At 67.9% G+C, this 24823-nt stretch carries 24 protein-coding genes and 2 tRNA genes; 11 read left to right on the forward strand and 15 right to left on the reverse strand.

What is annotated here, in order from left to right; all coding sequences use genetic code 11:
• The first annotated feature begins 22 nt into the window (after positions 1 to 22).
• Positions 23 to 1393, forward strand: coding sequence for a metalloprotease PmbA (gene pmbA, locus ACM6JT_RS06340; RefSeq protein WP_105391813.1), 1371 nt, complete (start codon positions 23 to 25; stop codon positions 1391 to 1393).
• Between the two features lie 83 nt (positions 1394 to 1476).
• Here pmbA and ACM6JT_RS06345 read toward each other — a convergent pair whose 3' ends face one another.
• A complete protein-coding gene (locus ACM6JT_RS06345; protein ID WP_034183063.1) occupies positions 1477 to 1977 on the reverse strand; it encodes a dihydrofolate reductase in 501 nt (166 codons plus the stop codon).
• Positions 1978 to 2252: 275 nt separating this feature from the next.
• Positions 2253 to 2657, reverse strand: a complete 405-nt coding sequence (locus tag ACM6JT_RS06350) for a hypothetical protein (protein ID WP_407971278.1) — start codon at positions 2655 to 2657, stop codon at positions 2253 to 2255.
• A gap of 420 nt (positions 2658 to 3077) precedes the next feature.
• Here ACM6JT_RS06350 and ACM6JT_RS06355 point away from each other — a divergent pair, with 420 nt between their 5' ends.
• Together ACM6JT_RS06355 and ACM6JT_RS06360 are read left to right on the forward strand one after the other, a co-directional pair.
• Complete coding sequence (locus tag ACM6JT_RS06355) at positions 3078 to 4475, forward strand: sigma-54 dependent transcriptional regulator (protein WP_034183065.1); 1398 nt, start codon at positions 3078 to 3080, stop codon at positions 4473 to 4475.
• 41 nt (positions 4476 to 4516) lie between these two features.
• Complete coding sequence (locus tag ACM6JT_RS06360) at positions 4517 to 5488, forward strand: thymidylate synthase (protein ID WP_034183442.1); 972 nt, start codon at positions 4517 to 4519, stop codon at positions 5486 to 5488.
• A 75-nt stretch (positions 5489 to 5563) separates the two neighbouring features.
• Here the strand turns inward: ACM6JT_RS06360 and ACM6JT_RS06365 are convergent, their stop codons facing one another.
• Together ACM6JT_RS06365 and ACM6JT_RS06370 are read right to left on the reverse strand one after the other, a co-directional pair.
• Positions 5564 to 8128, reverse strand: coding sequence for a DUF6600 domain-containing protein (locus ACM6JT_RS06365; RefSeq protein WP_414856125.1), 2565 nt, complete (start codon positions 8126 to 8128; stop codon positions 5564 to 5566).
• A 162-nt stretch (positions 8129 to 8290) separates the two neighbouring features.
• Positions 8291 to 8998, reverse strand: coding sequence for an ArsR/SmtB family transcription factor (locus tag ACM6JT_RS06370; RefSeq protein WP_414856126.1), 708 nt, complete (start codon positions 8996 to 8998; stop codon positions 8291 to 8293).
• 202 nt (positions 8999 to 9200) lie between these two features.
• Here ACM6JT_RS06370 and ACM6JT_RS06375 point away from each other — a divergent pair, with 202 nt between their 5' ends.
• Together ACM6JT_RS06375 and ACM6JT_RS06380 are read left to right on the forward strand one after the other, a co-directional pair.
• Entirely contained in the window at positions 9201 to 9341 is a 141-nt protein-coding gene (locus tag ACM6JT_RS06375; protein WP_165948127.1) for a hypothetical protein, read from the forward strand.
• A 130-nt stretch (positions 9342 to 9471) separates the two neighbouring features.
• Entirely contained in the window at positions 9472 to 9984 is a 513-nt protein-coding gene (locus tag ACM6JT_RS06380; RefSeq protein WP_027811985.1) for an acyl-CoA thioesterase, read from the forward strand.
• Positions 9985 to 10030: 46 nt separating this feature from the next.
• Here the strand turns inward: ACM6JT_RS06380 and fumC are convergent, their stop codons facing one another.
• The 3 genes from fumC to ACM6JT_RS06395 form a co-directional block, all read right to left on the reverse strand.
• A complete protein-coding gene (fumC, locus tag ACM6JT_RS06385) occupies positions 10031 to 11425 on the reverse strand; it encodes a class II fumarate hydratase (RefSeq protein WP_131948078.1) in 1395 nt (464 codons plus the stop codon).
• Between the two features lie 150 nt (positions 11426 to 11575).
• Complete coding sequence (gene norM, locus ACM6JT_RS06390; RefSeq protein ID WP_131948077.1) at positions 11576 to 12964, reverse strand: multidrug efflux MATE transporter NorM; 1389 nt, start codon at positions 12962 to 12964, stop codon at positions 11576 to 11578.
• Between the two features lie 132 nt (positions 12965 to 13096).
• Positions 13097 to 13315: an RNA-binding S4 domain-containing protein gene (locus tag ACM6JT_RS06395; protein ID WP_006486208.1), complete on the reverse strand. Its 219-nt coding sequence runs from the start codon at positions 13313 to 13315 to the stop codon at positions 13097 to 13099.
• 270 nt (positions 13316 to 13585) lie between these two features.
• On the opposite strand from ACM6JT_RS06395, the gene ACM6JT_RS06400 reads away from it, so the two are divergent.
• Positions 13586 to 13987: a hypothetical protein gene (locus ACM6JT_RS06400; RefSeq protein ID WP_034183070.1), complete on the forward strand. Its 402-nt coding sequence runs from the start codon at positions 13586 to 13588 to the stop codon at positions 13985 to 13987.
• A 131-nt stretch (positions 13988 to 14118) separates the two neighbouring features.
• Here ACM6JT_RS06400 and ACM6JT_RS06405 read toward each other — a convergent pair whose 3' ends face one another.
• The 8 genes from ACM6JT_RS06405 to fdxA form a co-directional block, all read right to left on the reverse strand.
• Entirely contained in the window at positions 14119 to 14895 is a 777-nt protein-coding gene (locus tag ACM6JT_RS06405) for a DUF4088 family protein (RefSeq protein ID WP_034183071.1), read from the reverse strand.
• Positions 14896 to 15056: 161 nt separating this feature from the next.
• Complete coding sequence (locus ACM6JT_RS06410; protein WP_034183072.1) at positions 15057 to 15395, reverse strand: AzlD domain-containing protein; 339 nt, start codon at positions 15393 to 15395, stop codon at positions 15057 to 15059.
• Positions 15392 to 16159 (reverse strand): AzlC family ABC transporter permease, encoded by a 768-nt coding sequence (locus tag ACM6JT_RS06415; protein ID WP_243565314.1) that lies wholly within the window; start codon positions 16157 to 16159, stop codon positions 15392 to 15394. Before ACM6JT_RS06415 ends, ACM6JT_RS06410 begins: the two co-directional genes overlap by 4 nt.
• A 124-nt stretch (positions 16160 to 16283) precedes the next feature.
• Positions 16284 to 17198 carry an AraC family transcriptional regulator gene (locus tag ACM6JT_RS06420; RefSeq protein WP_414856127.1) on the reverse strand — a complete coding sequence of 305 codons (915 nt, stop codon included), beginning with the start codon at positions 17196 to 17198 and terminating at the stop codon, positions 16284 to 16286.
• Positions 17199 to 17260: 62 nt separating this feature from the next.
• Positions 17261 to 17746 (reverse strand): CreA family protein, encoded by a 486-nt coding sequence (locus ACM6JT_RS06425; RefSeq protein WP_105393601.1) that lies wholly within the window; start codon positions 17744 to 17746, stop codon positions 17261 to 17263.
• Positions 17747 to 17866: 120 nt separating this feature from the next.
• Positions 17867 to 17942, reverse strand: a tRNA-Asn gene (locus ACM6JT_RS06430).
• A 70-nt stretch (positions 17943 to 18012) separates the two neighbouring features.
• Positions 18013 to 18088, reverse strand: a tRNA-Asn gene (locus ACM6JT_RS06435).
• Positions 18089 to 18184: 96 nt separating this feature from the next.
• On the reverse strand, positions 18185 to 18508 hold the full coding sequence (gene fdxA, locus ACM6JT_RS06440; RefSeq protein WP_034183076.1) for a ferredoxin FdxA: 324 nt from the start codon (positions 18506 to 18508) through the stop codon (positions 18185 to 18187).
• A gap of 299 nt (positions 18509 to 18807) precedes the next feature.
• Between fdxA and pncB the strand changes: the two genes are divergently transcribed.
• The 5 genes from pncB (at position 18808) to rmuC (ending at position 24777) form a co-directional block, all read left to right on the forward strand.
• Positions 18808 to 20007 carry a nicotinate phosphoribosyltransferase gene (gene pncB / locus ACM6JT_RS06445; RefSeq protein WP_034183077.1) on the forward strand — a complete coding sequence of 400 codons (1200 nt, stop codon included), beginning with the start codon at positions 18808 to 18810 and terminating at the stop codon, positions 20005 to 20007.
• An 87-nt stretch (positions 20008 to 20094) separates the two neighbouring features.
• Positions 20095 to 20757, forward strand: a complete 663-nt coding sequence (locus tag ACM6JT_RS06450) for a LutC/YkgG family protein (protein WP_105393600.1) — start codon at positions 20095 to 20097, stop codon at positions 20755 to 20757.
• 43 nt (positions 20758 to 20800) lie between these two features.
• Positions 20801 to 22231, forward strand: coding sequence for a sodium:proton antiporter (locus tag ACM6JT_RS06455; RefSeq protein ID WP_414856128.1), 1431 nt, complete (start codon positions 20801 to 20803; stop codon positions 22229 to 22231).
• A gap of 81 nt (positions 22232 to 22312) precedes the next feature.
• On the forward strand, positions 22313 to 23302 hold the full coding sequence (locus tag ACM6JT_RS06460; RefSeq protein ID WP_414856129.1) for a 2-hydroxyacid dehydrogenase: 990 nt from the start codon (positions 22313 to 22315) through the stop codon (positions 23300 to 23302).
• Complete coding sequence (rmuC, locus tag ACM6JT_RS06465; protein WP_034183080.1) at positions 23299 to 24777, forward strand: DNA recombination protein RmuC; 1479 nt, start codon at positions 23299 to 23301, stop codon at positions 24775 to 24777. Before ACM6JT_RS06460 ends, rmuC begins: the two co-directional genes overlap by 4 nt.
• Positions 24778 to 24823 lie beyond the last annotated feature (46 nt).

A 24823-nucleotide genomic window follows, 5' to 3' on the forward strand; every position in this document is an offset into this window, starting at 1 on the left:
CCCGCCACCGGATACCAAGACGATGGCAGCCAATCTCGACGTACAAGCGCGCTATTTCCCGCACACGCAGGACCAGCTCAAAGAAATCGCGTCGGACATCCTTCGCCATGCGAAGGCACTCGGCGCGACGGACGCCGCGACCGAAATCTCCGAGGGCGACGGCCTGTCGGTGTCGGTGCGCCGCGGCGAAGTCGAAACGATCGAGCACAACCGCGACAAGATGGTCGGCGTGACCGTGTTCATCGGCAAGAAGCGCGGCAACGCGAGCACGTCCGATTTTTCGCCGGCCGCGATCAAGGATACCGTCGCTGCCGCCTACAACATCGCACGTTTCACGGCCGAGGACGAAGCGGCCGGCCTGGCCGAGGCCGAGCTGCTCGAAACCGACCCGCGCGACCTCGATCTCTATCATCCGTGGGCGCTGACGGCCGACGAGGCCGTCGAGCTCGCCCGCCGCGCGGAAGATGCCGCATTCGCGGTCAGCGCGCAGATCCGCAATTCGGAAGGCGCAAGCGTGTCGGCGCAGCATTCGCAGTTCGTGCTCGCGACGTCGCGCGGCTTCCTGTCCGGCTATCCGTACTCGCGCCACTACATCGCATGCGCGCCGATCGCGGGCAGCGGCCGTCAAATGCAGCGCGACGACTGGTATTCGTCGAAGCGCAGCGCGGTCGATCTCGCGGCTCCCGAAGCGGTCGGCCGTTACGCGGCCGAGCGTGCGCTCGCGCGGATGGGCGCGCGCCGTCTCGACACCCGCAAGGTGCCCGTGCTGTTCGAGGCGCCGCTCGCGGCCGGCCTGCTCGGCGCATTCGTGCAGGCCGTGAGCGGCGGCGCGCTGTATCGCAAGACGTCGTTCCTCGTCGACAGCCTTGGCAAGCCGGTGTTTGCGCCGCATATCCAGGTCGTCGAGGATCCGCACGTGCCGCGCGCGATGGGCAGCGCGCCGTTCGACGAGGAAGGCGTGCGTACGCGCGCGCGCAGCGTCGTCAAGGACGGCGTCGTCGAAGGCTACTTCCTGTCGACCTATTCGGCACGCAAGCTCGGCACGCAGACCACCGGCAACGCGGGCGGCTCGCACAACCTCGCGCTGCGCAGCTCGAACACGCAGCCGGGCGACGATTTCGACGCGATGCTGAAGAAGCTCGGTACGGGCCTGCTGCTGACCGAGCTGATGGGGCAGGGCGTGAACTACGTGACGGGCGACTATTCGCGCGGCGCGGCAGGGTTCTGGGTTGAGAACGGCGTGATCCAGTACCCGGTCGAGGAAATCACCGTCGCGAGCACGCTGCAGGAGATGTTCCGCCATATCGTCGCGATCGGCGCGGATTCGATCGTGCGCGGCACGAAGGAAACGGGCTCGGTGCTGATCGAGCAGATGACGATCGCAGGGCAGTAAGCCGCGCGCGGCGCAGGCCGCCACGAAACGAAAAAGCCCGACCGGCGCGAGCCGGTCGGGCTTTGCTCATTGTGCGCGACGCGTCAGATGCGCTTGCGCTCGTAGACGACGAACGCATAACCGAACGTGTTCGGCGCGGCAGCCTGGTGTGCATCGCGCGAGACTTCCTGCCAGTGCGCGGCGTCGGGCGCAGGGAACGATGCATCGCCGTCGAAGTCGGCATCGATCTCGGTGACGATCAGTTTATCCGCGAGCACGAGGCCTTCCGCGTAGAGTTGTGCACCGCCGATCAGGAATGCTTCGGGCACGCCGTCACGTGCGGCGAGCGCCAGCGCGTCGGCGAGCGACGTGACCGTGTCGCAGCCATCGAAGCGGCGCGTTGCGTCGCGCGTGACGACGATGTTGCGGCGGCCCGGCAGCGGCCGGCCGATCGACTCGTGGGTCTTGCGGCCCATCACGATCGGCGCGCCCATCGTCGTGCGCTTGAAGAACGCGAGATCCTCGGGAAGTTTCCAGGGCAACTGGTTGTCGCGGCCAATGATGCCGTTGCGGGCACGCGCGACGATCAGGGTCAACGTCGTCATGAAGGTCGGAGAAGAGGAAAGCCGGAATGGCGCCGATTCTACCGGAACGGCGGTGCATGCCGGATTCCTCGCACGTGCATCGGCTTTCCGGTGTTGCGCGCCGCGATGCGCGATGCAGTGGCGGCGCGGCGACGGACTGAGTAAAAAGAGTGCCCGCCGGGGGACGGAGCACAAAAAAACGTTTCGTGTCGCGGGGGCGGTGAGGGTGGTCGCGATCGATGCTGTCGGCCGATTCGGATAACTACGGAATCCTCATCGAATGGATTGGTGCATGTTCACTGGTGCGTGGTGCCTTGGGTGTTTTTTTCCATCGCATGCTGCACGTCGCGTGGCTGCGGTACCGGGAGCGGTGTCGGCAACTGGGGCGGAGGCGGGATCTCGTCCCACAGCGTCACCGAAGCCTTGCCGGCCGGCAGCGGTTGCGGTGCCGACACGGTCACGATGCCGAACCCGTTGCCGGGCTGCATGCCTGGCGCGTTTTCCGCAAGCAGCATCGCGCGATCCAGCTTCACGTTTTCATCCGCGTGCGCCGGCGCGGGCGGGCCGGCGGCCGAGAGCGAAATCGCCATCGGCACGAAAGAAAGTAACAGATGTTTTCGCATGGTCGCTGTCTCCGATATATTCTTATTCAGCGAAATACATGCCATCGCGCCGGAACCCTTGCCACGACTGCGATTCACGCACACGCGTCGACACTTGCGGCGAAAAACGCCTGAAAATGTTTCAGGCCTGAAACGAGGGGGCTTGGGAATACTGCGGATTCAATCAATACGCGTCAAGGATGAAAATCGACGCGTGTGTCGATGAAAGCACACTTCGCTGCGCAAGTGTTATGTGCAGATGATTGACATACGTCGACCTCCCGAGCGATTCGACCGCATCGCTTGAGGCGCTGAAATCGATTTGTCGCATTCAGTGCCTATAACTAAGCTGTCTTGATCAAAAAACGGACGCGAGATAAGCGCCATCATGCGAGGCATTGTCGTTGCCGCGCATCGGCATGGCGAATCGAGCCACCTTGGGCTGACCCGATTCGATCCTTTCGCACGCGACCTGGCGTGCGCGGCAATCGTTAGATGGTTGATGAACGGGGTGGGCATATGGGAGCCGATCAGCGGCACGTGATCTATTACTCGCGCGAACCGAACGATGCGTTGCGCGGCCATTTCGACGAATGCGGTTGGCGCGTCGATCTCGCGGAGACCGTACGCGACGTACGACGCGTCGTGCAGCACGGTGTTGCAACGGCCGGCCTGCTCGATTTCTCGCCGGGCTTCAAGCCCTCGGACCTGCGCGAACTCGAATCCTGCCTGAGCATCCAGCACATCGGCTGGATCGCGGCGACGCGGCGCGGCCAGTTGCAGGACGCCACGCTGCGCCATCTCATTCGCGACTATTGCTTCGACTACGTGACGATGCCGTACGAGATGTCGCGGATCGTCGAGACCGTCGGTCATGCACATGGCATGGTCGCGCTGACCGAGCCCGTTGTGCCGCTCGCCGGTGCGGGTCGCAGCGAAGGCGAGATGGTCGGCACCTGCGATGCGATGCTCGGACTCTTCAGGACAATCCGTCGCGTCGCGTCGACCGATGCGCCGGTGTTCATCTCCGGCGAATCGGGCACGGGCAAGGAGCTGACGGCGGTCGCGATTCACGAGCGTTCGTCGCGTGCGCAGGCGCCGTTCATCGCGATCAATTGCGGTGCGATCCCGTCGACGCTGCTGCAGGCCGAGTTGTTCGGCTATGAGCGCGGCGCGTTCACCGGTGCGAACCAGCGCAAGATCGGCCGCGTCGAGGCCGCCAACAGCGGCACGCTGTTTCTCGACGAGATCGGCGACCTGCCGCTCGAAAGCCAGGCAAGCCTGTTGCGTTTCCTGCAGGAAGGCAAGATCGAGCGGCTCGGTGCGCACGTGTCGGTGCCGGTCGATGTGCGCGTGATCTGCGCGACGCACGTGGACATGGAAACGGCGTTGCGCGAAGGGCGGTTCCGCGAGGACCTGTTCCATCGCCTGTGCGTGCTGAAGATCGAGGAGCCGCCGCTGCGCGCGCGGGGCAAGGACATCGAGGTGCTCGCGCGCCACATGCTCGAGCGTTTCAAGGGCGACGCGCATCGGCGCCTGCGCGGCTTTTCCCCTGATGCGGTGGCCTCGCTGTACGGCTATTCGTGGCCGGGCAACGTGCGTGAGCTGATCAATCGCGTGCGCCGAGCGATCGTGATGTCGGAGGGCCGGATGATCACCGCGGCCGATCTCGAGCTGAACGACTACGCGACGCTTGCGCCCGTGTCGCTGCTGGAGGCGCGCGAGGCGGCCGAACGGCAGGCGATCGAGCAGGCGCTGCTGCGCCATCGCGGCCGTTTCGCGGACGCCGCGCGCGAACTCGGCGTGTCGCGCGTCACGCTCTACCGGCTGATGTGCGCGCACGGAATGCGCGATCGCGGCGACGCGCTGGCAGGGTTTCCGGCGTCGTTGCCGGAGCTTCCGCATCACGCTTGCTAAAATTGGCGGGTACGGCCGCCCTCGCGGCCGAAGGAACCCGCATGAAACAGTATCTCGACCTCGTTCGTACCATCCTCGATACCGGCACCTGGCAGGAGAACCGCACGGGGATCCGCACCATCAGCATGCCGGGCGCGATGCTGCGCTTCGACCTGCAGCAAGGCTTCCCGGCCGTCACGACCAAGAAGCTCGCGTTCAAGTCCGCGGTCGGCGAACTGGTCGGCTTCCTGCGTGCGTCGCGCAGCGCGGCCGATTTCCGCGCGCTCGGCTGCAAGGTGTGGGACGCGAACGCGAACGAGAACGCGCAGTGGCTCGCGAACCCGTATCGCCAGGGCGTCGACGATCTCGGCGACGTGTACGGCGTGCAATGGCGCCAGTGGCCGGGCTACAAGGTGCTCGATGCGGGCGCCGATGCGCAGATCGCCGACGCGACGCGCCGCGGCTTCCGGGTCGTCACGCGTTTCGACGAAGACGGCGCACCGAAGGTGCTGCTGTACAAGGCGATCGACCAGCTACGCCAGTGCCTGGACACGATCATGGAGAATCCGGCCGACCGTCGTATCCTGTTTCACGCGTGGAATCCGGCCGTGCTCGACCAGATCGCGCTGCCCGCATGCCATCTGCTGTACCAGTTCCTGCCGAATGCGACGAAGCGCGAGATCTCGCTGTGCCTGTACATCCGCAGCAACGACGTCGGGCTCGGCACGCCGTTCAACCTGACGGAAGGGGCCGCACTGCTGTCGCTCGTCGGCCGGCTGACGGGCTATACGCCGCGCTGGTTCACGTATTTCATCGGCGACGCGCACATCTACGAGAATCAGCTCGACATGCTTCAGCAGCAGCTCACACGCGAGCCGTACGAAAGCCCGCGGCTCGAGATCGCCGAGCGCGTGCCCGAATACGCGAAGACGGGTGTCTATGCGCCCGAGTGGCTCGAGCAGATCGAGCCGTCCGATTTCTCGCTCGTCGGCTATCGCCACCACGAGCCGCTGACCGCGCCGATGGCGGTCTGATCGCGCAGCCCCCCTCAGAATGAAGGCCTGACCGGCATCAGCCGGTCGGGCCTTTTTGCTGCACGTTTGCGGCACTTACTGGCGGTGCCGCTCTTCGTGACCGCCTTGCGGCGGCGGGTTGCTCGGGCGCGGCGCCTCGACGTGCGGCGCCGGTTGCGGCCGCGGTTCCATCCGGGGCGCGGGCATCGACGGGCGCGGCTCCGCGTGCGGCGCGGGCATCGACGGCCGTGGCTCCATGCGCGGCGCCTGCGGCTGTGGGCGCGGCATTTCATGTGCGGCGGGGGCCGGCGGACGGTACTCGTTCACGCGCGGCGGTGCGACTTCGCGGTGTGGCGCCGGTTGCGCGAATTCGGGGCGCGGTTGCGGCGCGGGGGCGGCCCGTTCCGGTTGCGGCTGCGGCTGCCCATGCTGGGCCGGCGTCGGGAATTCGGGGCGCGGACGTGGCTGCGGGATTTGCGCCGTACTGTCGAACCTCGGTTGCGGCAGCGCGCGCGGCGCTTCGTTCCGGCCGCCGGGCTGCGCGCCCTGCGGAGCCGGCGCGCCGTCCGGATGCGGCGCCGGCACCGCGCTGCGCACGGGCGGCAGCGCATTCTGTCCTGCCGCGTGCAGCGCGGCCGGCGGGGTGGGGCGTTGACGCTCCATCGGCGTGTGCGGCTGCATCCACGCAGGTGACGGCGCCTCGGCTGCGTGCGCGTTGCCGTTGCCCGACGGGAAATTGCCGGCCACCGGCGGATGCGGGACGCCGTTTCCGGGCACGAACGCCTGGCGCGGCGCCGGGTTGCCCGGTGCCTGCGGCATGCCGCCGTTGGCGAAGCGCGGCGCATTGGGGTTCTCGCCGTTCGCCGGCCGCGCGATAGTCGGCGCGCCCGGCACCGGTGCGCCCGGACGTCCGGCCTGCGCGGCTGGCGGCTGGCCTTCGCGCAGCGCGCGTGACGGCTGCACGACGGGGCCGTGCGGATTCACGAGCTGCACGTTGTGCATCGCCCATGCGCCGCCGTTCGGGTTGCCCGGAACGCGAACCGGGCGAGCCGTGTAGTCGGCCGGCACGTTCGTCTTCACGACGGGGGCGCCGGCGCCCGGTACGCGTCCGCCTTGCTGCGCAAGGTGGGCGGCGGCCTGGTCGCGATACGCGGCCGGCACGGCAGGATTGCGCGTCGCGACGTACGGGTGCTGCGCGATCGCCACCGGCGGACGGTAGCCGGCATTGCGCAGCCCGCCGGTAAAGCTCTGGCGCACGGGCGCGATACCGGGCGTACCCGGTGTCACGTGCGCATTGCGCCATTGCTGCGGATCGACATGCTGCGAGAAGTGCGCAACAGGCTGACCGTGCACGAACGCGGAGGCCGGCACGGCCGTGATCGCGTGCGGCGCGTGGAAGTTCACGTACGTCTTGTTGATGTTGGTGATATTGGTGATGTTCGTCACGTTCACCGTCTTGTTCACGTTCAAGTTGTTCACCACGATGTTGCGGTTCACGCGATCGTAGTAGTGCGGGCTCCAGCCGCCCCAGCCGGGGTGCCACGGCTCACCCGGGCCGAGCGCGAACCATGCGCAGCCGGCCGCGGCGACGCCGCCGACGGTGAGCGCGACGCTCCAGTCGGGACCGCCGCCGCCGCCGCCGCCACCGACGAACGCGACCAGCGCCGGCGCATAGACGGGCGGCTGGCTGACGACCATCGGGCCGGGCACCCATGCCCAGCTATCGTCCACGTACGCCCAGCGGCCGTAGTGATACGGCGCGAAGCCCCACGGTGCATCGTCGACCCACGTCCAGCCCCATGGTGCCTGCCAGATCCAGTGGCCGTCGTGATACGGCGCCCAGTCGGCCGGCGTGTCGTTCGGCACCCATACCGAGCCGTAATTCGGGGTTTCGCGCCACGTGCCGTTCGCGTCGAGATCCTGGTAGCCGGGAACATCGCGGGACACATAGCGGGCCGACACCGAGCGCTCCTCGGCCGCGTCGCGGCTGGCGGCCCACTGGTCGAGCGCATCGGGGCCCGGCGCGGGCGATTGCTGCGCAACCTGCAGGTCGGTGCCCGTGAACACGACCTGCTGTCCGGGCGACAGCGGATATTGTCCGTTGCTGCCATACACGGTCGCGCTGCCGCTGCGCACCGTGACCGTCGTGCTTGCGCCGTCCGGCGCGACATCGACGCGATAGTCGCCGGGGCCCGTGATGCCGAGCGCGAGGTTCGGCGTGTCGATTTCGTACGATCCGCCGGCCGGCAGCTGGCGCACGTGCGTCGATACGGTGCCGAGGCCGACCTTCAGTTGCGTCGTCGTGTCGTCGAGGTTCAGCACCGACAGGCTCGTCGAATTGCCGAGCCGCACCGCGGTCGAGCCGATGTGCAGTTCCGAGCGCGCGCCGGCATCGTTCCAGAGCTGGTCGCCGGTCGTCAGCGGCCGGTTCACGGCGGCGTACGACCACGTATCGGTGCCGGCCGGTTCGGTCGTCACGGCGCCCGACAGGTAATTGAGCCGCGCGACGCGCCCCGGCGGATCGCCGCCCGGTTGCCGGGCCGCGGCCGTATACGGCGGGGCATCGGCCGATTGTGCGAATGCGGGGGGCAGCGTCGCAAGCGCGACGAACGCGAGCAGCGTATAGCGGGCGGATCGCTTGAGCGTGAACAGGGGGGCCATGGTGAGCGTCTTCGTCGTTATCGCGGCGCGTCGATTCGTGCCGTTGAGTTCACGATATCCGCTCGGTCTGTTTCAGTGCTCGGTGTTTTGTAAGCCGGATGGCACGCGATGTAACAAAACCTGTCCATCGCGCGCCGTTGTCGTGCAGCTGCAATGCAGGCGTCAAGCGGACGTAAGCCACCCATCGAAAACCTGATGCCCGGGCACGGTGACGCGCAGCACGCGCGGTCGCGCGGAGCGCTCGATCCAGCCGTGCGCACAGAAGCTGTCGAGCAGTGCGGCGCCGAGCGCGCCGCCGAGATGCGAGCGCCGCTCGCTCCAGTCGAGACAGCCGCACGCGAAGCGGCGCCGGCGCGCGCGCTGCTGGGCGACGTCGATGCCCCATCGCGCGAGCGCCCGGGTGCCGAGTTCGGTGGTCTCGATCTCATCGCCGTTGGCGAGCAGCCAGCCGCGCGCGGTGAGCCCGTCGAAGATGCGCACTGCGAGTTCGCCGGCCATGTGGTCGTAGCAGGTGCGTGCGTAGCGCAGTTCGGCCGGCACCGTGCGCGACGGCGGCGGAACCGGGCGGTGCGGCGCGGCCGCGCGGGCAACGTTCGCGAGCGCCTCGAGCGATGCCGCGATGTCGGACGATGCGATCCGGTAATAGCGGTGCCGGCCGCGCACGTCGAGCGCGAGCAGGCCGCCTTCGGTCAGCCGCGCGAGATGCGCGCTTGCCGCGGACGGCGACAGCCCCGCGATCATCGTCAGTTCGCCGGCCGGTCGCGCGCTGCCGTCCATCAGCACCCACAGCATCGCGGCGCGCCCCGGGTCGGCGATCAGCGCGCCGATGCGGCTCAGGCCCGGAAAGTGGTGGTCGTCTTGATCGGTCATCGTCGTGTCTCGTCAGGCGGGATGACTTGCAGTGTAGTGGGTGCGGGCATTCGATGTTTCGGATCCGGCTGAAATGTCGAATGCAGCGATGCCGGCGCGGGCACCGACCCTGCGGAAGACCGGACTGCGGCCCCCGTGCGGGGCACGCGTAGAATGGCCGGACGCGGCGGCAGCGGGCCGCCGCACGTGACACGATGCAACGATGAAGACGATTTTCTGCCTGTTGGCGGCCGTGCTCGTCTGCGCGGCCTGTGCGCAGGGCGGCGCGGGCGCTGCCGGCGAGCGGGGCGGCAGCCTCGAGATGTACGGGACGATCGACCAGGGCATCACGATACGTCGCTGACGGGCGCCGATCCGCGTACGTTTCAGGCGCGTCGGCGCCGCCGCGCGACATGGGGCGCCCCGCGGCGCGTTGCCGCAGTGCAACGTATAATGGCCCGATTACAGCGCCCCTGCCGCCCGGAGCCAACAAGATGCCCCAACCGTCCCCCGTACCGGCCGCCCTCGACCGCACCGAAACCGTATTCCGCTTCCTCGCCGAGCCGTCGTCCGTGAACTTCGGCGGCAAGGTGCATGGCGGTGCGCTGATGAAGTGGATCGACGAGGTCGCGTATGCGTGCGCGGCTGTCTGGTCGAGCCGCTATTGCGTGACGGTCAGCGTCGGCAACATCCGTTTCCAGCGTCCGATCCTGGTCGGCAATCTCGTCGAGCTGAAGGCGCGCGTCGTCGCGACGGGGCGCACCAGCATGCACATCCATGTATCCGTGCACGCCGGCGATCCGAAGGGCGGCGTGTTGCGCCAGACCACCGATTGCCTGGTCGTGTTCGTCGCGGTCGACGAGAACGGCAACCCGGTGCCGGTGCCGCCGTTCGTGCCCGAGACCGACGAGCAGAAGGTGCTCGCGAAATATGCGGCCGACGTGCGGGCCGCGCTCGACAAGATCGTCGAGATGAAGCCGGAAGAGGTCGCGAAGGGCACGGTCTGACCGGCGCGGGCGCCGCGCCGTTTGCGCCGCGCCCGTCGTTCCGCCGTTACCGCGACCCGATCATCTGCTCGGGACGCACCCACGCATCGAATTCCGCCTCGGTCAGATAGCCGAGTGCGAGCGCGGCGGCCTTCAGCGTCGTGCCTTCCTTGTGCGCCTTCTTCGCGATCTGCGCGGACTTGTCGTAGCCGATATGCGGATTGAGCGCCGTCACGAGCATCAGCGATTCGTTCAGCAGCAGGTCGATGCGCGCGCGATTCGGCTCGATGCCCACCGCGCAGTGGTCGTTGAAGCTCCGCGCGCCGTCGGCGAGCAGCCGCACCGATTGCAGCACGTTGTGCGCGATCATCGGCCGGAACACGTTCAGCTCGAAATTGCCGCTCGCGCCGCCGACGTTGACCGCGACGTCGTTGCCGAACACCTGGCAGCACAGCATCGTCACGGCCTCCGACTGCGTCGGGTTCACCTTGCCCGGCATGATCGAGCTGCCCGGCTCGTTCTCCGGAATCGACAGCTCGCCGAGCCCGCAGCGCGGCCCGCTCGCGAGCCAGCGGACGTCGTTCGCGATCTTCATCAGGCCGGCCGCGACGGTCTTCAGCGCGCCGTGCGCGAACACCAGCGCGTCGGCCGCCGCCATCACCTCGAACTTGCTCGGCGCCGTCACGAACGGCAGCTTCGCCAGCCGGCCGATTTCGTCGGCGACGCGCACCGCGAACTCCGGATGCGCGTTCAGCCCGGTGCCGACCGCGGTGCCGCCGAGCGCGAGTTCGTACAGGTGCGGCAGCGCCGATTCGACGTGACGGATGCCCTGGTCGAGCTGCGCGACATAGCCGGAAAACTCCTGGCCGAGCGTGAGCGGTGTCGCGTCCTGCAGGTGCGTGCGGCCGATCTTCACGATGTCGGCAAACGCCTTCGATTTTGCGTCGAGCGTCGTGCGCAGCGTGCGCAGCGCCGGCAGCAGGTGATTGACGATCGCGTACGCGGCCGCGACGTGCATCGCGGTCGGGAACACGTCGTTCGACGACTGGCCGCGGTTCACGTCGTCGTTCGGATGAACCTTGCGCGCTTCGCCGCGCTCGCCGCCCATCAGCTCGCTCGCGCGATTCGCGATCACCTCGTTGAGGTTCATGTTGGTCTGCGTGCCGGAGCCCGTCTGCCAGACCGCGAGCGGGAATTCGCGCGGATGCTTGCCGGCGATGATCTCGTCGGCCGCGTCGATGATCGCGCGCGCCTTGTCGTCGGCCAGCACGCCGAGCGACTGGTTCACGGCCGCCGCGGCACGCTTGACGATCGCCAGCGCGTGGATCAGCTCGGGCGACTGCTTCTCGGTCGAGATCCGGAAATTCTGCAGCGAGCGCTCGGTCTGCGCGCCCCAGAGCCGGTCGGCCGGCACGGCGATCTCGCCGAACGTGTCGCGTTCCATCCGAACTGCTTCGTTCATGATGCACTCCTCTTGGAAAGGGGAAAGGCCGCGCAATGCGCGGCGTCGGGCGTATCGTGAGGCAGTCGCGCCGCTCGCGCGGCGTCTTCGGGACTTCGGGCCTTCAGCCGACAAGCATAGCGTCGGCCGCGATTTCGTGTCGTGTCGCGCTCAATGCCGCGCCGCGATGAGCGACGCGGTCTTCAGATGAAAGCGCCATGCCATCAGCGCCGCGACGCTCGCGAGGCCGGCCGCGAGCCCCCACCACAGGCCGCGCGCGCCGAGGCCCGCATGGAACGCGAACCAGTAGCCGGTCGGGAAGCCGATGCCCCAGTAGCCGAAGGTCGCGGCGAGCATCGGGATGCGCGTGTCCTTCAGGCCGCGCAGCGCGCCCGACGCGACGGTCTGCATTCCGTCGACGATCTGGAACACGGCGGCGATGCCGAGCAGCGACGCCGCGAGCGACACCGTGGCCGCATTGGCCGGGTCGTCGAGATGAAGATACAGGCCGACGATCGTGTGCGGCGCGACGATCATCACGATGCCCGACAGCGACATGAACGCGACGCCGAGCGCGAGCGCGACGAAGCCCGCATGCCGCGCGGCGACGGGCGAGCCCGCGCCGACCCAGTAGCCGACCCGGACGTTGGCGGCCTGGCCGATCGCGAGCGGCACCATGAACGACACCGACGCGACGTTCAGCGCGATCTGGTGCGCGGCCAGCGACGTCGCGCCGAGCACGCCGACCGTGAGGCCGGTGCCGAGGAACAGCGTCGATTCGACCCCGTACGTGATCGCGACGGGCCAGCCGATGCCGATCAGCTCGCCCATCACGGGCAGCTTCGGGCGTGCTGCGGTCACGAAATGGCGGAAGCGCTGCCGGCCGTGCAGCAGCCAGATCAGCGCGAGCGCGGAGAGCCAGATCGTGATCGTCGTCGCGACCGCGGAGCCGAGAAAGCCGAGGCGCGGCAGTCCGAATGCGCCGTGAATCAGCCCGTAGTTCAGCACGCCGTTGACGCCGACGCCGCCGATCGACACCCACAGCAGCCGCCGCGCGGCGCCGATCGCCGGCAGGAACGCGCGCATCAGCCCGACGCCGATCAGGCTGCCGAGCGCCGCGAAGCGCAGGATGCCCGTGTATTCGCCGACGTGATGCGCGAGCAGCGGTGGCTCGTGGAACATCAGCAGGATCGGTTCGGCCAGCGACAGCGCGACGATCGCCGGAATCGCGAGCAGCACGGACAGCGCGAACCCGGTCCAGTAGATGTGCGGCACGCGGTCCTCGGCCTGGGCGCCGCGCGCATGCGCGACGCTCACGCTGACCGACGACAGCACGCCTTGCAGAATGGTGACGATGACGAAGAAGAAGTTCGCGCCGAGACCGCCGGCCGCGAGCGAATCGGGGCCGAGCGAACCGAGCAGCACCGTGTCGGTGACGCTCATCGCCATCTGTGAAAGTTGCGCGATCGCGAGTGGTGCGGCGAGGCGCGCGGTATCGGCGGCGTGACTGGACAGGGACGGCGGCGCGGCGGCCGTCCGCGTGAGACCGGAATGCGACATGGAATGGGCGCTCGCGCGGGTGCGGGCCCGCGCTGTCTGTATTTATTTTGAGAGACGGCTAGCTTACGGCTTTATTCGTACGGTGTCGAACGCGCGCGCCGATGGCCATGTCGCGGACAGGGGGAACAGGCGCTAGGCTTCGCGCACCGCGATGCGCGTGTCGCCGAGCAGCACGACCTGGCCCGCGCGGATCTTGCAGGTCTTGCGAAGCTCGACCGCGCCGTCGACTTTCACCGCGCCGGACGCGACGATCAGCTTCGCGGTGCCGCCGCTGTCCGCGAGGCCGGTGATCTTCAGAAGGTTGTGCAGCTCGACGTATTCGCCGGTCAGCGTGAAATCCAGGTTGGGCATGACGAAGAAGGTGCGCAATGCGCGGAAGGAATCGCCTCGCATCATACGGCACCGCGGGCCGGCGTGCGAGCGCGGGTGGTCGCGGCACGCAGTTGTTAAGGACTGTGAGCGATTCGTCAGCAAATGAAACGGTGGGTAACAGTCTGAGAGATTCGAGAACCTGCCGTGCGGGCCGCGGGTCTTTTGTCGTACCTGCTGCGTGTTGCGGCGGGGGACGCGACGGACCGCATCGCTGCGGTTCGCGCCCACAACTTCTTGAGGAGGATTGTCATGTCCAAGATTCGTACGATGCTGATCGGTGCCGCGCTGACGGCGTTCGCCACTTCGGCCGCGTTTGCCCAGACGGGCACGGCGGCGCAGGGCGCGGCAGGTGCCGGCGTGCAGGCGCAGACCCCGGCGGCGGGTGTCGGCGCGGGCGTGCAGGGCAGCGCCGGCGCGAACGCGTCGGGCAATGCGGTCGGCGGCGCGACCGATGCGGTCGGCGCAGCAGCCGACGGCGCGAAGGATACGGCGTCGTCGGCCGTCCACTCGGCCAAGAAGCACACGAAGCACGCCGCGAAGTCGGCCAAGAGCCATGTCGGCTCGGCCAAGGCGAAGGCTGGCGAAGCGACCGAAGGCGGTGCATCGGTCGGCGCGGAGGGCGGTGCAGCGGCCCAGGGCGCCACGCAATAAGCGGTGCCTGGCGCCGCGCGACGCTCGCCCTGGACGGCGCGTCGCGACGGCGGCCGTCCGGCGGCCCGGTTCGCTTCGCGCGAACCGGGCCGTTTTCATGTGTTCATGCTTTCGGCAGCGCGGGCGCGCGGTTACGGCCGACGCTGTCCTTGGCCTTGTCCCTGCACGGGGCGCGCGGCAGCCGGCGTGAATACGCTGCGCAGCCACGCGGCGAGCCGCGCGAAGACGTCGTACGGCTCTTCGACGAAGATCTCCGGTTTCAGCAGCCGCAGGTATTCCATGATCTGCTGCGCTTCCTGTTTCTGGAACGAGCCATGTGCGAGCCCGAGCCGCAGCAACCCGCGCAGTTCGCCGAGCTTGTCGCGCGCGGTGCTGCCGACGCTCATCTCGCATGCGAGCTTGGCTTCGTAAACCCGTTGCCGCAGCGATTCCGCGAGCCGCCATGCGGGCGTCTGCATCAGTTCCTCGAGCGCCTGGATGTCCTGAGCCGCGCCCTTGATCTGCGACGCGAGCGGGTCGATTTGCGCCGGGTCGCCCTGCGCCTCGGCGACGATCGCCTTCGCCCAGTCGCGGCACGCCTTCGCGAGCTCGTCGGGCGTCCATTCGGAGCGTGACGCGAAGCCGAAGCCGAATTCGGCGGCCTGCCGCATCAGGATCGCGACGACGTCCGGAAATTCCTTGTCGAGCGTGCGCTTGGCCCACGCGTACTGGCCGCCCTGCAGCATCCGCTGCACCGCGTGCTCGGTCAGCGGAACCATGTTGTCGAGCAGCTTCGCGCGCAGGAAATCCTCGAACGACGGCGTCGCGAACTGCGGGTCGAGTTTCAGCGACACGCGGACGAACGCGTCGTAGTCCTTGCGCAGGGACTCGAGCGTGTCGTCCTTGAGGGAAAGGGTGATCTGGCCCATGAATCGTCTCGATGGCGGCCCGCGCAGGCCGGCGGTCGGCACGGCGCACCGGTGCGGGCGCAGCGTCGACTGACCGGTGCGCGCCGAGGCCGGTGGCGGGTTTTCACTTCCTATATCGGCGCGCCGCGCGGAAACTTGAGCGCGCGTGGTGGAGTGTCCGCTCAGGCGGGCAGCCAGTGCGGCAGCACGATCCCTTGCCAGAAAAAGAACACCGCGAGGCCCGCCGCGATCGTCACGAGCGGGCGACGGGTCGCCGCCGACACGAGCACGGCGGCGAGCGCGCCGACGAGCTGCGGATTGCGCCAGGTCAGTTCGGCCGTGCCGCCATGGGGCGAGACGGTCATCGGCACGATGATCGCGGTCAGCACGGTGACGGGCACGAAGCCGAGCGCGGTCCGCACGAGCGGCGGAAAGGTCAGCCGCTCGCCGAACAGGAACAGCGTCGTGCGGATTGCGTAGGTGATGACGGCCATCCCGAGGATCAGCAGCGCGTAGCTCACGATGCGGCCTCCGTGCGTGATCGTGCGCGCGAGCGCTCGTGCCGCAGTGTCAGCGCGACGCCGATCGCGACGCCGGCGGCAACCGCGCCGAGCAGCCCGAGCTTGTACGGCCAGCCCTGCCAGAAGTACGCGAGCGTGCCGGCCGTCGCGGCCGCCGCGAAATAGCGCAGCGTGCCGAGCTGCGGGACGACGATCGCGATGAAGGTCGCCGCCATCGCGAAATCGAGGCCGAGCGACTGCAGGCCCGGGAATGCCGCGCCGAAGCCGATGCCCGCGAGCGTCCAGACCTGCCAGTTCAGGTACATCGCGAGCCCGGAGCCGAAAAAGTAGTGGGGGCCGATCGTGCCGGGCGGGAAGTGTCGGTAGTGCCCATAGGCGACCGCGAACACTTCGTCGGTCATCAGCGCGCCGAGCGTGGCGCGCCAGCGCAGCGGCAGGTGCGCGACATAGGGCGCGAGCGTCGCGCTGTACAGCAGGTGGCGCAGGTTCACGATCAGCGTCGTCGCGAGTACGACGACGAAGCTCGCGCTGCCCGCGATCAGGCCGAGCGCGATGAACTGCGCGGAGCCTGCGAACACGGCGAGCGACATCAGCACGCCGTGCCACGCGGCGAGCGGGCCGCCGCCGACGAGCGTGCCGAAAATCACGCCGAACGGCGCCGCGCCGATCATCATCGGGATCGTGTCGCGCGCGCCGTCGAGCCATTCGTTGAGCGGGCGGCGTGGGGGTGATGCGGGTGTCGGGTTCAAAGCGCGCTCCTCCATGCGTTGGAGGATAGCGGGCCGGTGGTTTGCCGGCTTGTATGTTCTTGCGGTCGCGGGCGGGTTGGCTGCCCGGGCGTTTGCCGGCGCGGCGGCAAACGAGCGGCCGGATGCGGGAAGCCGCGTGTCAGCTCGCCTGCCAGCGCCCGGGCGGCACGCCGAACATCCGTTTGAAATGCCGCGTGAAGTGGCTCTGGTCGACGAAGCCGCTGGCCGCCGCGACGTCGGCGACGGGCACGCCTGCCCGCAGCGGTGCCAGCGCGCGCTGCAATCGCAGCTGGTTGCGCCAGGCATGCGGCGGCATGCCGGTCGTACGCGTGAACAGGCGCGCCGCGTGGAACGGCGACAGGCCGGCCGCCTGCGCGACTTCGTCCAGCGTCACCGTGCACGTGAGATCGGCGGCGAGCCGCTCGCGCATCGCGTCGACGCGCGGTTCGTCCGGTGCGAGCGGCGCCGGTCGCGGCTGCGCGTCGGCGTGGCGCACGATCAGCGTCGACAGCGCGTCGAGCATCGCCGTTTCGGCGGCGAGCGGATCATAGATGCGCGGTGCGCCGGAGGCCGGATCGCCGGCCGCCGGATCGTCGGCCGGCGGCCCGTGCGCATGGGACGACAGCGCGCGCTCGCTGCCGGCTTCCATCATCCGGTGCGCCAGCGCGAGCCGGGCCGCGAGGTCGGTGTCGCGAATCACGTCGGGGGCAAACCACGGTGCGTCCTGCGGGCGGCCGGCGATCGCGCTCGTGAGTTCGCGGATGAATTCGATCGGCATGTAGCTGACGCGATAGCACCAGCCTTCGTCCGCCGCGCGCGAGCCCGTATGCACCTCGCCGGGATTGATCACGGGCACGGTACCCGTTTCGGCGACATGGCCGCTGCCGCGATAGGTGAAGCGTTCCGCACCTTCGAGAATCACGGGGATCGTGTACGCGTCGTGCCAGTGGGGCGCGAACGTGTGGTCGCGATAGGTGGCCGTGACCAGATCCGTGTCCGGCAGCAGCGGCGTGCGCCAGTAGCGTGCGGAGTCTGGAAGGCGGGTGGCGGACATGATCGGGCGCGGGAGCGGTCGAACCGACAGTGTATCGCTCGCGCGCCCGCCAGGTGCGGGCCTTACTTGACCGGAATCGTCGTGCCGGCCGGCATCGGCACCGCGGTGACGGCGTTCTTCGGGCTGCCGCTGACGATGCGGTCACTGTAGGTCAGGTAGACGATCGTGTTGCGCTTCCTGTCGACCACGCGCACGACGTGCAGCGTCTTGAAAATGAACGACATGCGTTCGCTGAACACGTCGGTCTGCTGCTTGAGCGGTTCCTTGAAGCTGATCGGGCCGACCTGCCGGCACGCGATCGATGCCTCGCTCGGATCCTCGGCGACGCCGAGCGTGCCCTTGATGCCGCCCGTGCGGGCGCGCGACACGTAGCAGGTCACGCCGTTCACGACCGGATCGTCGTACGCCTCGACGACGACGCGGTCGGAGCCCGTTACGCGGAAATGGGTGTTGACGCTGCCGACTTCCTCCGCGTGCGCGAGCGGCGCGGCGGCGAATGCGGAGAGCAGGAGGGCGAAGGGTGCGGCGCGCAGGAGGCGGTGCTTCATCGACGGAACCGGATGCGAATGCGGGACAGAGACTCTAGCATGCGCGGGACCGGGCCACGAAAACGCGAAAGGGCGGCCGGAAAAACAAAAGGCCCGTCGAATGACGGGCCTTTCGCTGTCTGGCTCCCCGACCTGGGCTCGAACCAGGGACCTACGGATTAACAGTCCGGCGCTCTACCGACTGAGCTATCGGGGAATAAATCGGTACATCTGCGTTTGCGTCACCAACAAAAAACCCGTTCACCTTCAACGGGCCTTTGCGTTTTTGGCTCCCCGACCTGGGCTCGAACCAGGGACCTACGGATTAACAGTCCGGCGCTCTACCGACTGAGCTATCGGGGAACAAACAGCAGAGAAACGAGATTGTATGGAGTGTCGGCTAACCTGTCAATACTTTTGGGCCGCAGCGCACAAAAAATTTCTGCGGCCGCCGTGCGATCAGCGCTCGAGCAGGTGCAGCTTGTCCTGCACGTCCTTCCACTCGTCCGCGTCGGCCGGTGCCGGCTTGGTCTTCGTGATCGACGGCCAGCCCTTTGCCAGCTCGGCATTCAGCTCGGTGAACTGCTGCTGGTCGCCCGGAACGTCTTCTTCGGCATAGATCGCATTGGTCGGGCACTCGGCAACGCACACGGCGCAGTCGATGCACTCGTCCGGATCGATGGCGAGAAAGTTGGGACCTTCACGGAAGCAATCCACCGGGCACACATCCACGCAGTCCGTGTATTTGCACTTGATGCAGCCTTCGGTCACAACGTGAGTCATTAAAACGCTCCTGCTTGGCGGTATATATGGGGTGGCGTTGGCGCCAAAAGCGGCATTGTAACTGAAGCGCAAAACCCGCATGGCGTGGTCGGCTTTCCGGCTTATATCGTTTCGTGATTAGTTTATGGGGCCCGCCGAGGGGCGCGCAAAGAGGAACCCGGATACGGGCGTCGGCGCGACGGAGCGGGGCGGCAGGCGGTTTCGCGATGGTCGGGCCCGCATTCGGGTAACATGGCCGACAGACCGGGCGGCGCGCTGTGCGCCGGGGCCCTGTCACGATATTGGCGGTGCCGCAAATCATGATCATCACTTCGCTGCTCGACACGGATCTCTACAAGTTCACGATGATGCAGGTCGTCCTGCATCACTTCCCGGCGGCAAACGTCGAATACCGTTTCAAGTGCCGCACGCAAGGCGTCGATCTCGTGCCGTACATCGACGAGATCCGCGACGAGGTGCGCGGCCTGTGCTCGCTGCGTTTTTCCGACGTCGAACTCGACTACCTGCGGCGGATGCGATTCATCAAGAGCGATTTCGTCGACTTCCTCGCGCTGTTCCACCTGAACGAGAAGTACATCTCGATCACGCCTTCGCCGAAGGGCAACGGCGAGATCGACATCGAGATCAAGGGGCCGTGGCTGCATACGATCCTGTTCGAGATCCCGGTGCTCGCGATCGTCAACGAAGTCTATTTCCGCAACACGCAGCGCGAGCCCGACTATCGCGAAGGCCGCGAGCGGCTGCGCGAGAAGATCAAGCTGCTCGGCGCGAAGCCCGAGTTCGCCGACTGCAAGATCGCCGACTACGGCACGCGCCGGCGCTTCTCGAAGGTCTGGCACGAGGAAGTCGCGCTCACGCTGCGCGACGGCCTCGGCCCGCAGTTCGCGGGCACGAGCAACGTGCTGTACGCGATGAAGCACGACATTACGCCGCTCGGCACGATGGCTCACGAGTACCTGCAGGCGTGCCAGGCGCTCGGCCCGCGGCTGCGCGACTCGCAGATCTACGGCTTCGAGATGTGGGCGAAGGAATATCGAGGCGACCTCGGGATCGCGCTGTCGGACGTGTACGGGATGGATGCGTTCCTGAACGACTTCGACATGTATTTCTGCAAGCTGTTCGACGGCGCGCGCCACGATTCGGGCGATCCGTTCGACTGGGGCGAGCGGATGCTGCGCCATTACGAGGCGAACCGGTGCGACCCGCGCACGAAGGTGCTCGTGTTCTCGGACGCGCTCGACATCCCGAAGGTCATGCAGTTGTACGAACGGTTCCGCGGCCGCTGCAAGCTCGCGTTCGGCGTCGGCACGAACCTCACCAACGACCTCGGCTACGTGCCGCTGCAGATCGTGATCAAGATGGTGCGCTGCAATGGCCAGCCGGTCGCGAAGCTGTCGGATTCGCCGGGCAAGAGCATGTGCGACGACAAGGCCTATCTCGCGTACCTGCGCCAGGTGTTCGGCATCGCGCAGCCGGTCGAGGAAGACGCGTCGAAGTGAGCGTCGGCCGTTCGGTCGAAGGTGCGTGGCGGCAGGGGCGGCCGGTATAATCCGACGTATTGCACGCCAACGTCACGAGGACCGTTCATGGACACTTCTGCTGCCCGTCGCCAGATCCTCGCGCGCATTCGCGCGGCGCAGGGGCGCGCGGCCGAGCCCGATGCAGCGGAGCGCGACGGCGTCGCCGATTATCTCGCCCGCCATCCGCAGGGCCCGCGCCCGCCGATGCCGGCCGATCTCGTCGCCGCATTCGTCGACGAAGCGGCACGCCTGTCGACGACGGTCGACGAAGTCGCGACGCTCGCCGACGCACCGGCCGCCGCTGCCCGCTATCTTTCCGCTCACGGCCTGCCGACGCAGGCCGTCGCATGGCGCACGCTGGCCGATCTCGACTGGGCCGGCGCAGGCCTGTCGGTCGAGTGCCGCAAGCCGCGCGACGGCGATCTCGTCGGCCTTACGGGCTGCTTTTGCGCGACCGCCGAAACGGGTTCGCTGGTGCTGCTGTCCGGTCCCGATACCTATGCATCGGCCGGCCTGCTGCCGGAGACGCACATCGCGATCGTGCCCGCGTCGCGGATCGTCGCCGGCCATGAAGACGCGTTCGCGCTGATCCGTGCGGAGCGCGGCGAGTTGCCGCGCGCGGTCAATTTCGTATCGGGCCCGTCGCGCACGGGCGACATCGAGCAGACCATCGTACTGGGCGCGCACGGCCCGTATCGCGTGCATGCGATCGTCGTCCGGGGCGCATGACGCGCCCGCCGCATCCACAATCACTCGAACAAGGAAGTTCTGCATGAAACGACATGCCGCCTGGGCGGGCATGGCGTCGGGAGTCGCGCTTGGCGCCGTTCCCGCGCTTGCATCGGCCGCAACGCTCGACGGTGCCACGCTGTCCGCACCCTGGGGCATCCCGTTTGCCGGGATCCTGCTGTCCATCGCACTGTTCCCGCTCGTTGCCCCGGTGTTCTGGCATCACCACTTCGGCAAGATTGCGGCCGGGTGGGCGGTCGTATTCCTGATCCCGTTCGCGTTCGCGTTCGGCGCGGGCACCGCGTTCGGCACGCTCGTGCATGCGCTGCTCGAGGAATACATTCCGTTCATCGTGCTGCTCACCGCACTCTATACGGTGGCAGGCGGCATCTGCGTGAACGGCAACCTGCACGGATCGCCGAAGCTGAACACCGCGATCCTCGCGCTCGGCACGCTGCTCGCGAGCGTGATGGGCACGACCGGCGCCGCGATGCTGCTGATCCGGCCGCTGCTGCGCGCGAATGACAACCGCAAGCATGTCGTGCACGTCGTGATTTTCTTCATCTTCCTCGTCGCGAACGCGGGCGGCTCGCTGTCGCCGCTCGGCGATCCGCCGCTGTTCCTCGGTTTCCTGAACGGCGTGAGCTTCTTCTGGACGACGACCCATCTCGCGCTGCCGATGCTGTTCATCTGCGTCGTGCTGCTGGCGCTGTTCTTCGTGCTCGACACGTATTTCTACCGGAAGGGCGGCGAGGAGCGGCCGGCCGCGCTCGACCCGACGCCCGACGGCGCGGCGCTGTCGATCGACGGCAAGATCAACTTCGTGCTGCTCGCGGCCGTGGTCGCGCTCGTGCTGATGAGCGGCATCTGGAAGCCGGACATCGCGTTCGACGTGTGGGGCACGCACGTCGCGCTGCAGAACCTCGCGCGCGACGTCGCGCTGGTGGTCGTGACGCTCGCGTCGCTCGCGCTGACGCCGCGTTCCGCGCGTGAAGGCAACGCGTTCAACTGGGCGCCGATCGAGGAGGTCGCGAAGCTGTTCGCGGGAATCTTCGTGACGATCGCGCCGGTGATCGTGATCCTGCGCGCGGGCGCGGACGGCGCGTTCGCGCAGATCGTCCATCTCGTCACGGGGCCGGACGGCAAGCCGATCGACGCGATGTATTTCTGGGCGACGGGCCTGCTTTCGTCGTTCCTCGACAATGCGCCGACCTATCTGGTGTTCTTCAATCTCGCGGGCGGCGATGCGCAGACGTTGATGACGACGGGCGCGTCGACGCTCGCCGCGATCTCCGCGGGCGCGGTGTTCATGGGCGCGAACAGCTATATCGGCAACGCGCCGAACTTCATGGTGAAGGCGATCGCGGAGTCGCGCGGCGTGAAGATGCCGAGCTTCTTCGCGTACCTCGGCTGGGCGCTCGTGATCCTGGTGCCCGTGTTCCTGCTGACGTCGCTGATTTTCTTCCCGGCGTAACCTGACAACTTTCAACCAAGCGCGGGCAGTCCCGGCGGCGCGATGCGCGCCGCGATCGGCCCGCGGCATACGGAGATGGCGATGCAGAAGATTCTGGTCGCGCGTCCGATCTTTCCGGACGTGATCGAACGCCTCAAGCAGTATTTCGAAGTCGACTGGAACGACGGCGACGCGCTCGCACCCGATGCGCTCGCCGCGCGTCTGGCCGACAAGGACGGCGCGCTGACGGCCGGCGATCCGGTCGGCGCGGCGGCGCTCGCGGCGGCGCCGCGCCTGCGTGTCGTGTCGAACATGGCGGTCGGCTACAACAACTTCGACATGGCCGCGTTCAACGCGGCGAACGTGCTCGGCACCAACACGCCGGACGTGCTGAACGAGTCGACCGCCGATTTCGGCTGGGCGCTGATGATGGCCGCCGCGCGCCGGATCGCCGAATCCGAACACTGGCTGCGCGCCGGTCACTGGCAGAAGTGGGCGTACGACGGGTTCCTCGGCACCGACATTTACGGCTCGACGCTCGGCGTCATCGGGATGGGCCGCATCGGCCAGGCGCTCGCGCGCCGCGCGCGCGGTTTTGGGATGCAGGTGATCTATCACAACCGGTCGCGGGTCGCGCCCGAGATCGAGGCCGAGCTGAACGCCGAATACGTATCGAAGGATGCGCTGCTCGCGCGCGCCGATCACGTCGTGCTCGTGCTGCCGTACACGAAGGAAAACCATCACACGATCGGCGCGGCCGAACTCGCGAAGATGAAGCCCACCGCGACGCTGACCAACATCGCGCGCGGCGGGATCGTCGACGACGCGGCGCTGGCCGTCGCGCTGCGCGACGGGACGATCGCCGCGGCCGGCCTCGACGTATACGAAGGCGAACCGGCCGTGCATCCGGCGCTGCTCGAGGTGCCGAACGTCGTGTTGACGCCGCATATCGCGAGCGCGACCGAAAAGACGCGCCGTGCGATGGCGAACCTCGCCGCCGACAACCTGATCGCCGCACTGGGCGAGGGGCCGCGCGCGGGACAGCCGCCGAATCCGATCAACCCTGACGTGATCGGGAAGCCGCGCGCATGACGATGACGTTGTTGCTTGCGGCGGTCGTCGTGCTGGCCGTCGCGCTCGCGGTGGCGATCGTCGCGATCGTGCGCGGCGGCGGCCGCCACGACGATGCGGCGGTGCTCGGCGACCAGATCGAGGATGCCGCGCATGCGCAGGCGCGCGCGGTCGAGCGGCTCGAACGCGAATTGCGCGGCGAGATCGTCGAGAACGCGCGCGGTTCGCGCACCGAGCTGGCCGGCAGTTTCTCGCAGCTTCAGCAGACGCTCGCCGCGCAATTGACGAGCGTGGCGACCGTGCAGAACAACCAGATCGAGGGTTTCGCTCAGCAGCTCGGCAAGCTCGTCGCCGGCAATGCACAGCAGTTCGACGCGATGCGCGAGAGCGTGCAGCGTCAGGCGCAGCAGGCGCGCGAGGAGCAGACGGCCGCGCTCAGGTTGTTCGGCGATACGTTGAACCGGCAGCTCACGCAACTGACCGAAGCGAACGATCGCCGGATCGGCGAAGTGCGCGCGACGCTCGAACAGCGGCTGAAGGAAATCGAGACGAACAACGCGGCGAAGCTCGAGGAGATGCGCCGCACCGTCGACGAGAAACTGCACGCGACGCTCGAACAGCGGCTCGGCGAATCGTTCAAGCTCGTGTCGGACCGGCTCGAGCAGGTCCATCGCGGGCTCGGCGAGATGCAGACGCTCGCGGCCGGCGTCGGCGATCTGAAAAAGGTGCTGACCAACGTGAAGACGCGCGGCACCTGGGGCGAGGTGCAGCTCGAGGCGCTGCTCGAACAGATGCTGACGCCCGACCAGTACGCGAAGAACGTCGCGACGGTGCCGAAGAGCACCGAGCGCGTCGAGTTCGCGATCCGGCTGCCGGGCCGCGATGCGGGCACGCGCGACGCACCGCCCGTGTGGCTGCCGATCGACGCGAAATTCCCGCGCGAAGACTATGAGCGGCTGATCGACGCCCAGGAGCGCGCCGATGCGGCGGCGGTCGAGGAAGCGGCGCGTGCGCTTGAAGCGCGCGTGCGGCTGGAAGCGCGCACGATCGCCGAGAAGTATGTCGCGCCGCCGCACACGACCGATTTCGCGCTGCTGTTCCTGCCGACCGAAGGGCTTTATGCGGAAATTCTGCGCCGCCCGGGGCTGACCGACCTGCTGCAGCGCGACTACCGCGTGACGGTCGCGGGGCCGACGACGCTCACCGCGTTGCTGAACAGCCTGCAGATGGGGTTCCGTACGCTCGCGATCGAGCAGCGCTCGAGCGAAGTATGGCAAGTGCTCGGCGCGGTGAAGACGGAGTTCGGCAAGTTCGGCGACGTGCTCGCGCGCACGAAGGCGCAGCTCGAAACGGTCACGCGCTCGATCGAGTCCGCCGAGCAGCGTACGCGCGTGATGAGCCGCAAGCTGAAGCAGGTCGAGGCGTTGCCGGGCGATACGGCGGCCGGCTTGCTCGGTTCGGACGGCGCGGACGGCGCCGATGCCGACGACGCTTGATCGAGTGCGGATCGCAATGAAAACGGGCGCCGTCGGCGCCCGTTTC

This window comes from Burkholderia sp. IT-111MI5 (assembly GCF_949752865.1).
Taxonomy (GTDB): Bacteria; Pseudomonadota; Gammaproteobacteria; order Burkholderiales; family Burkholderiaceae; genus Burkholderia; species Burkholderia pyrrocinia_C.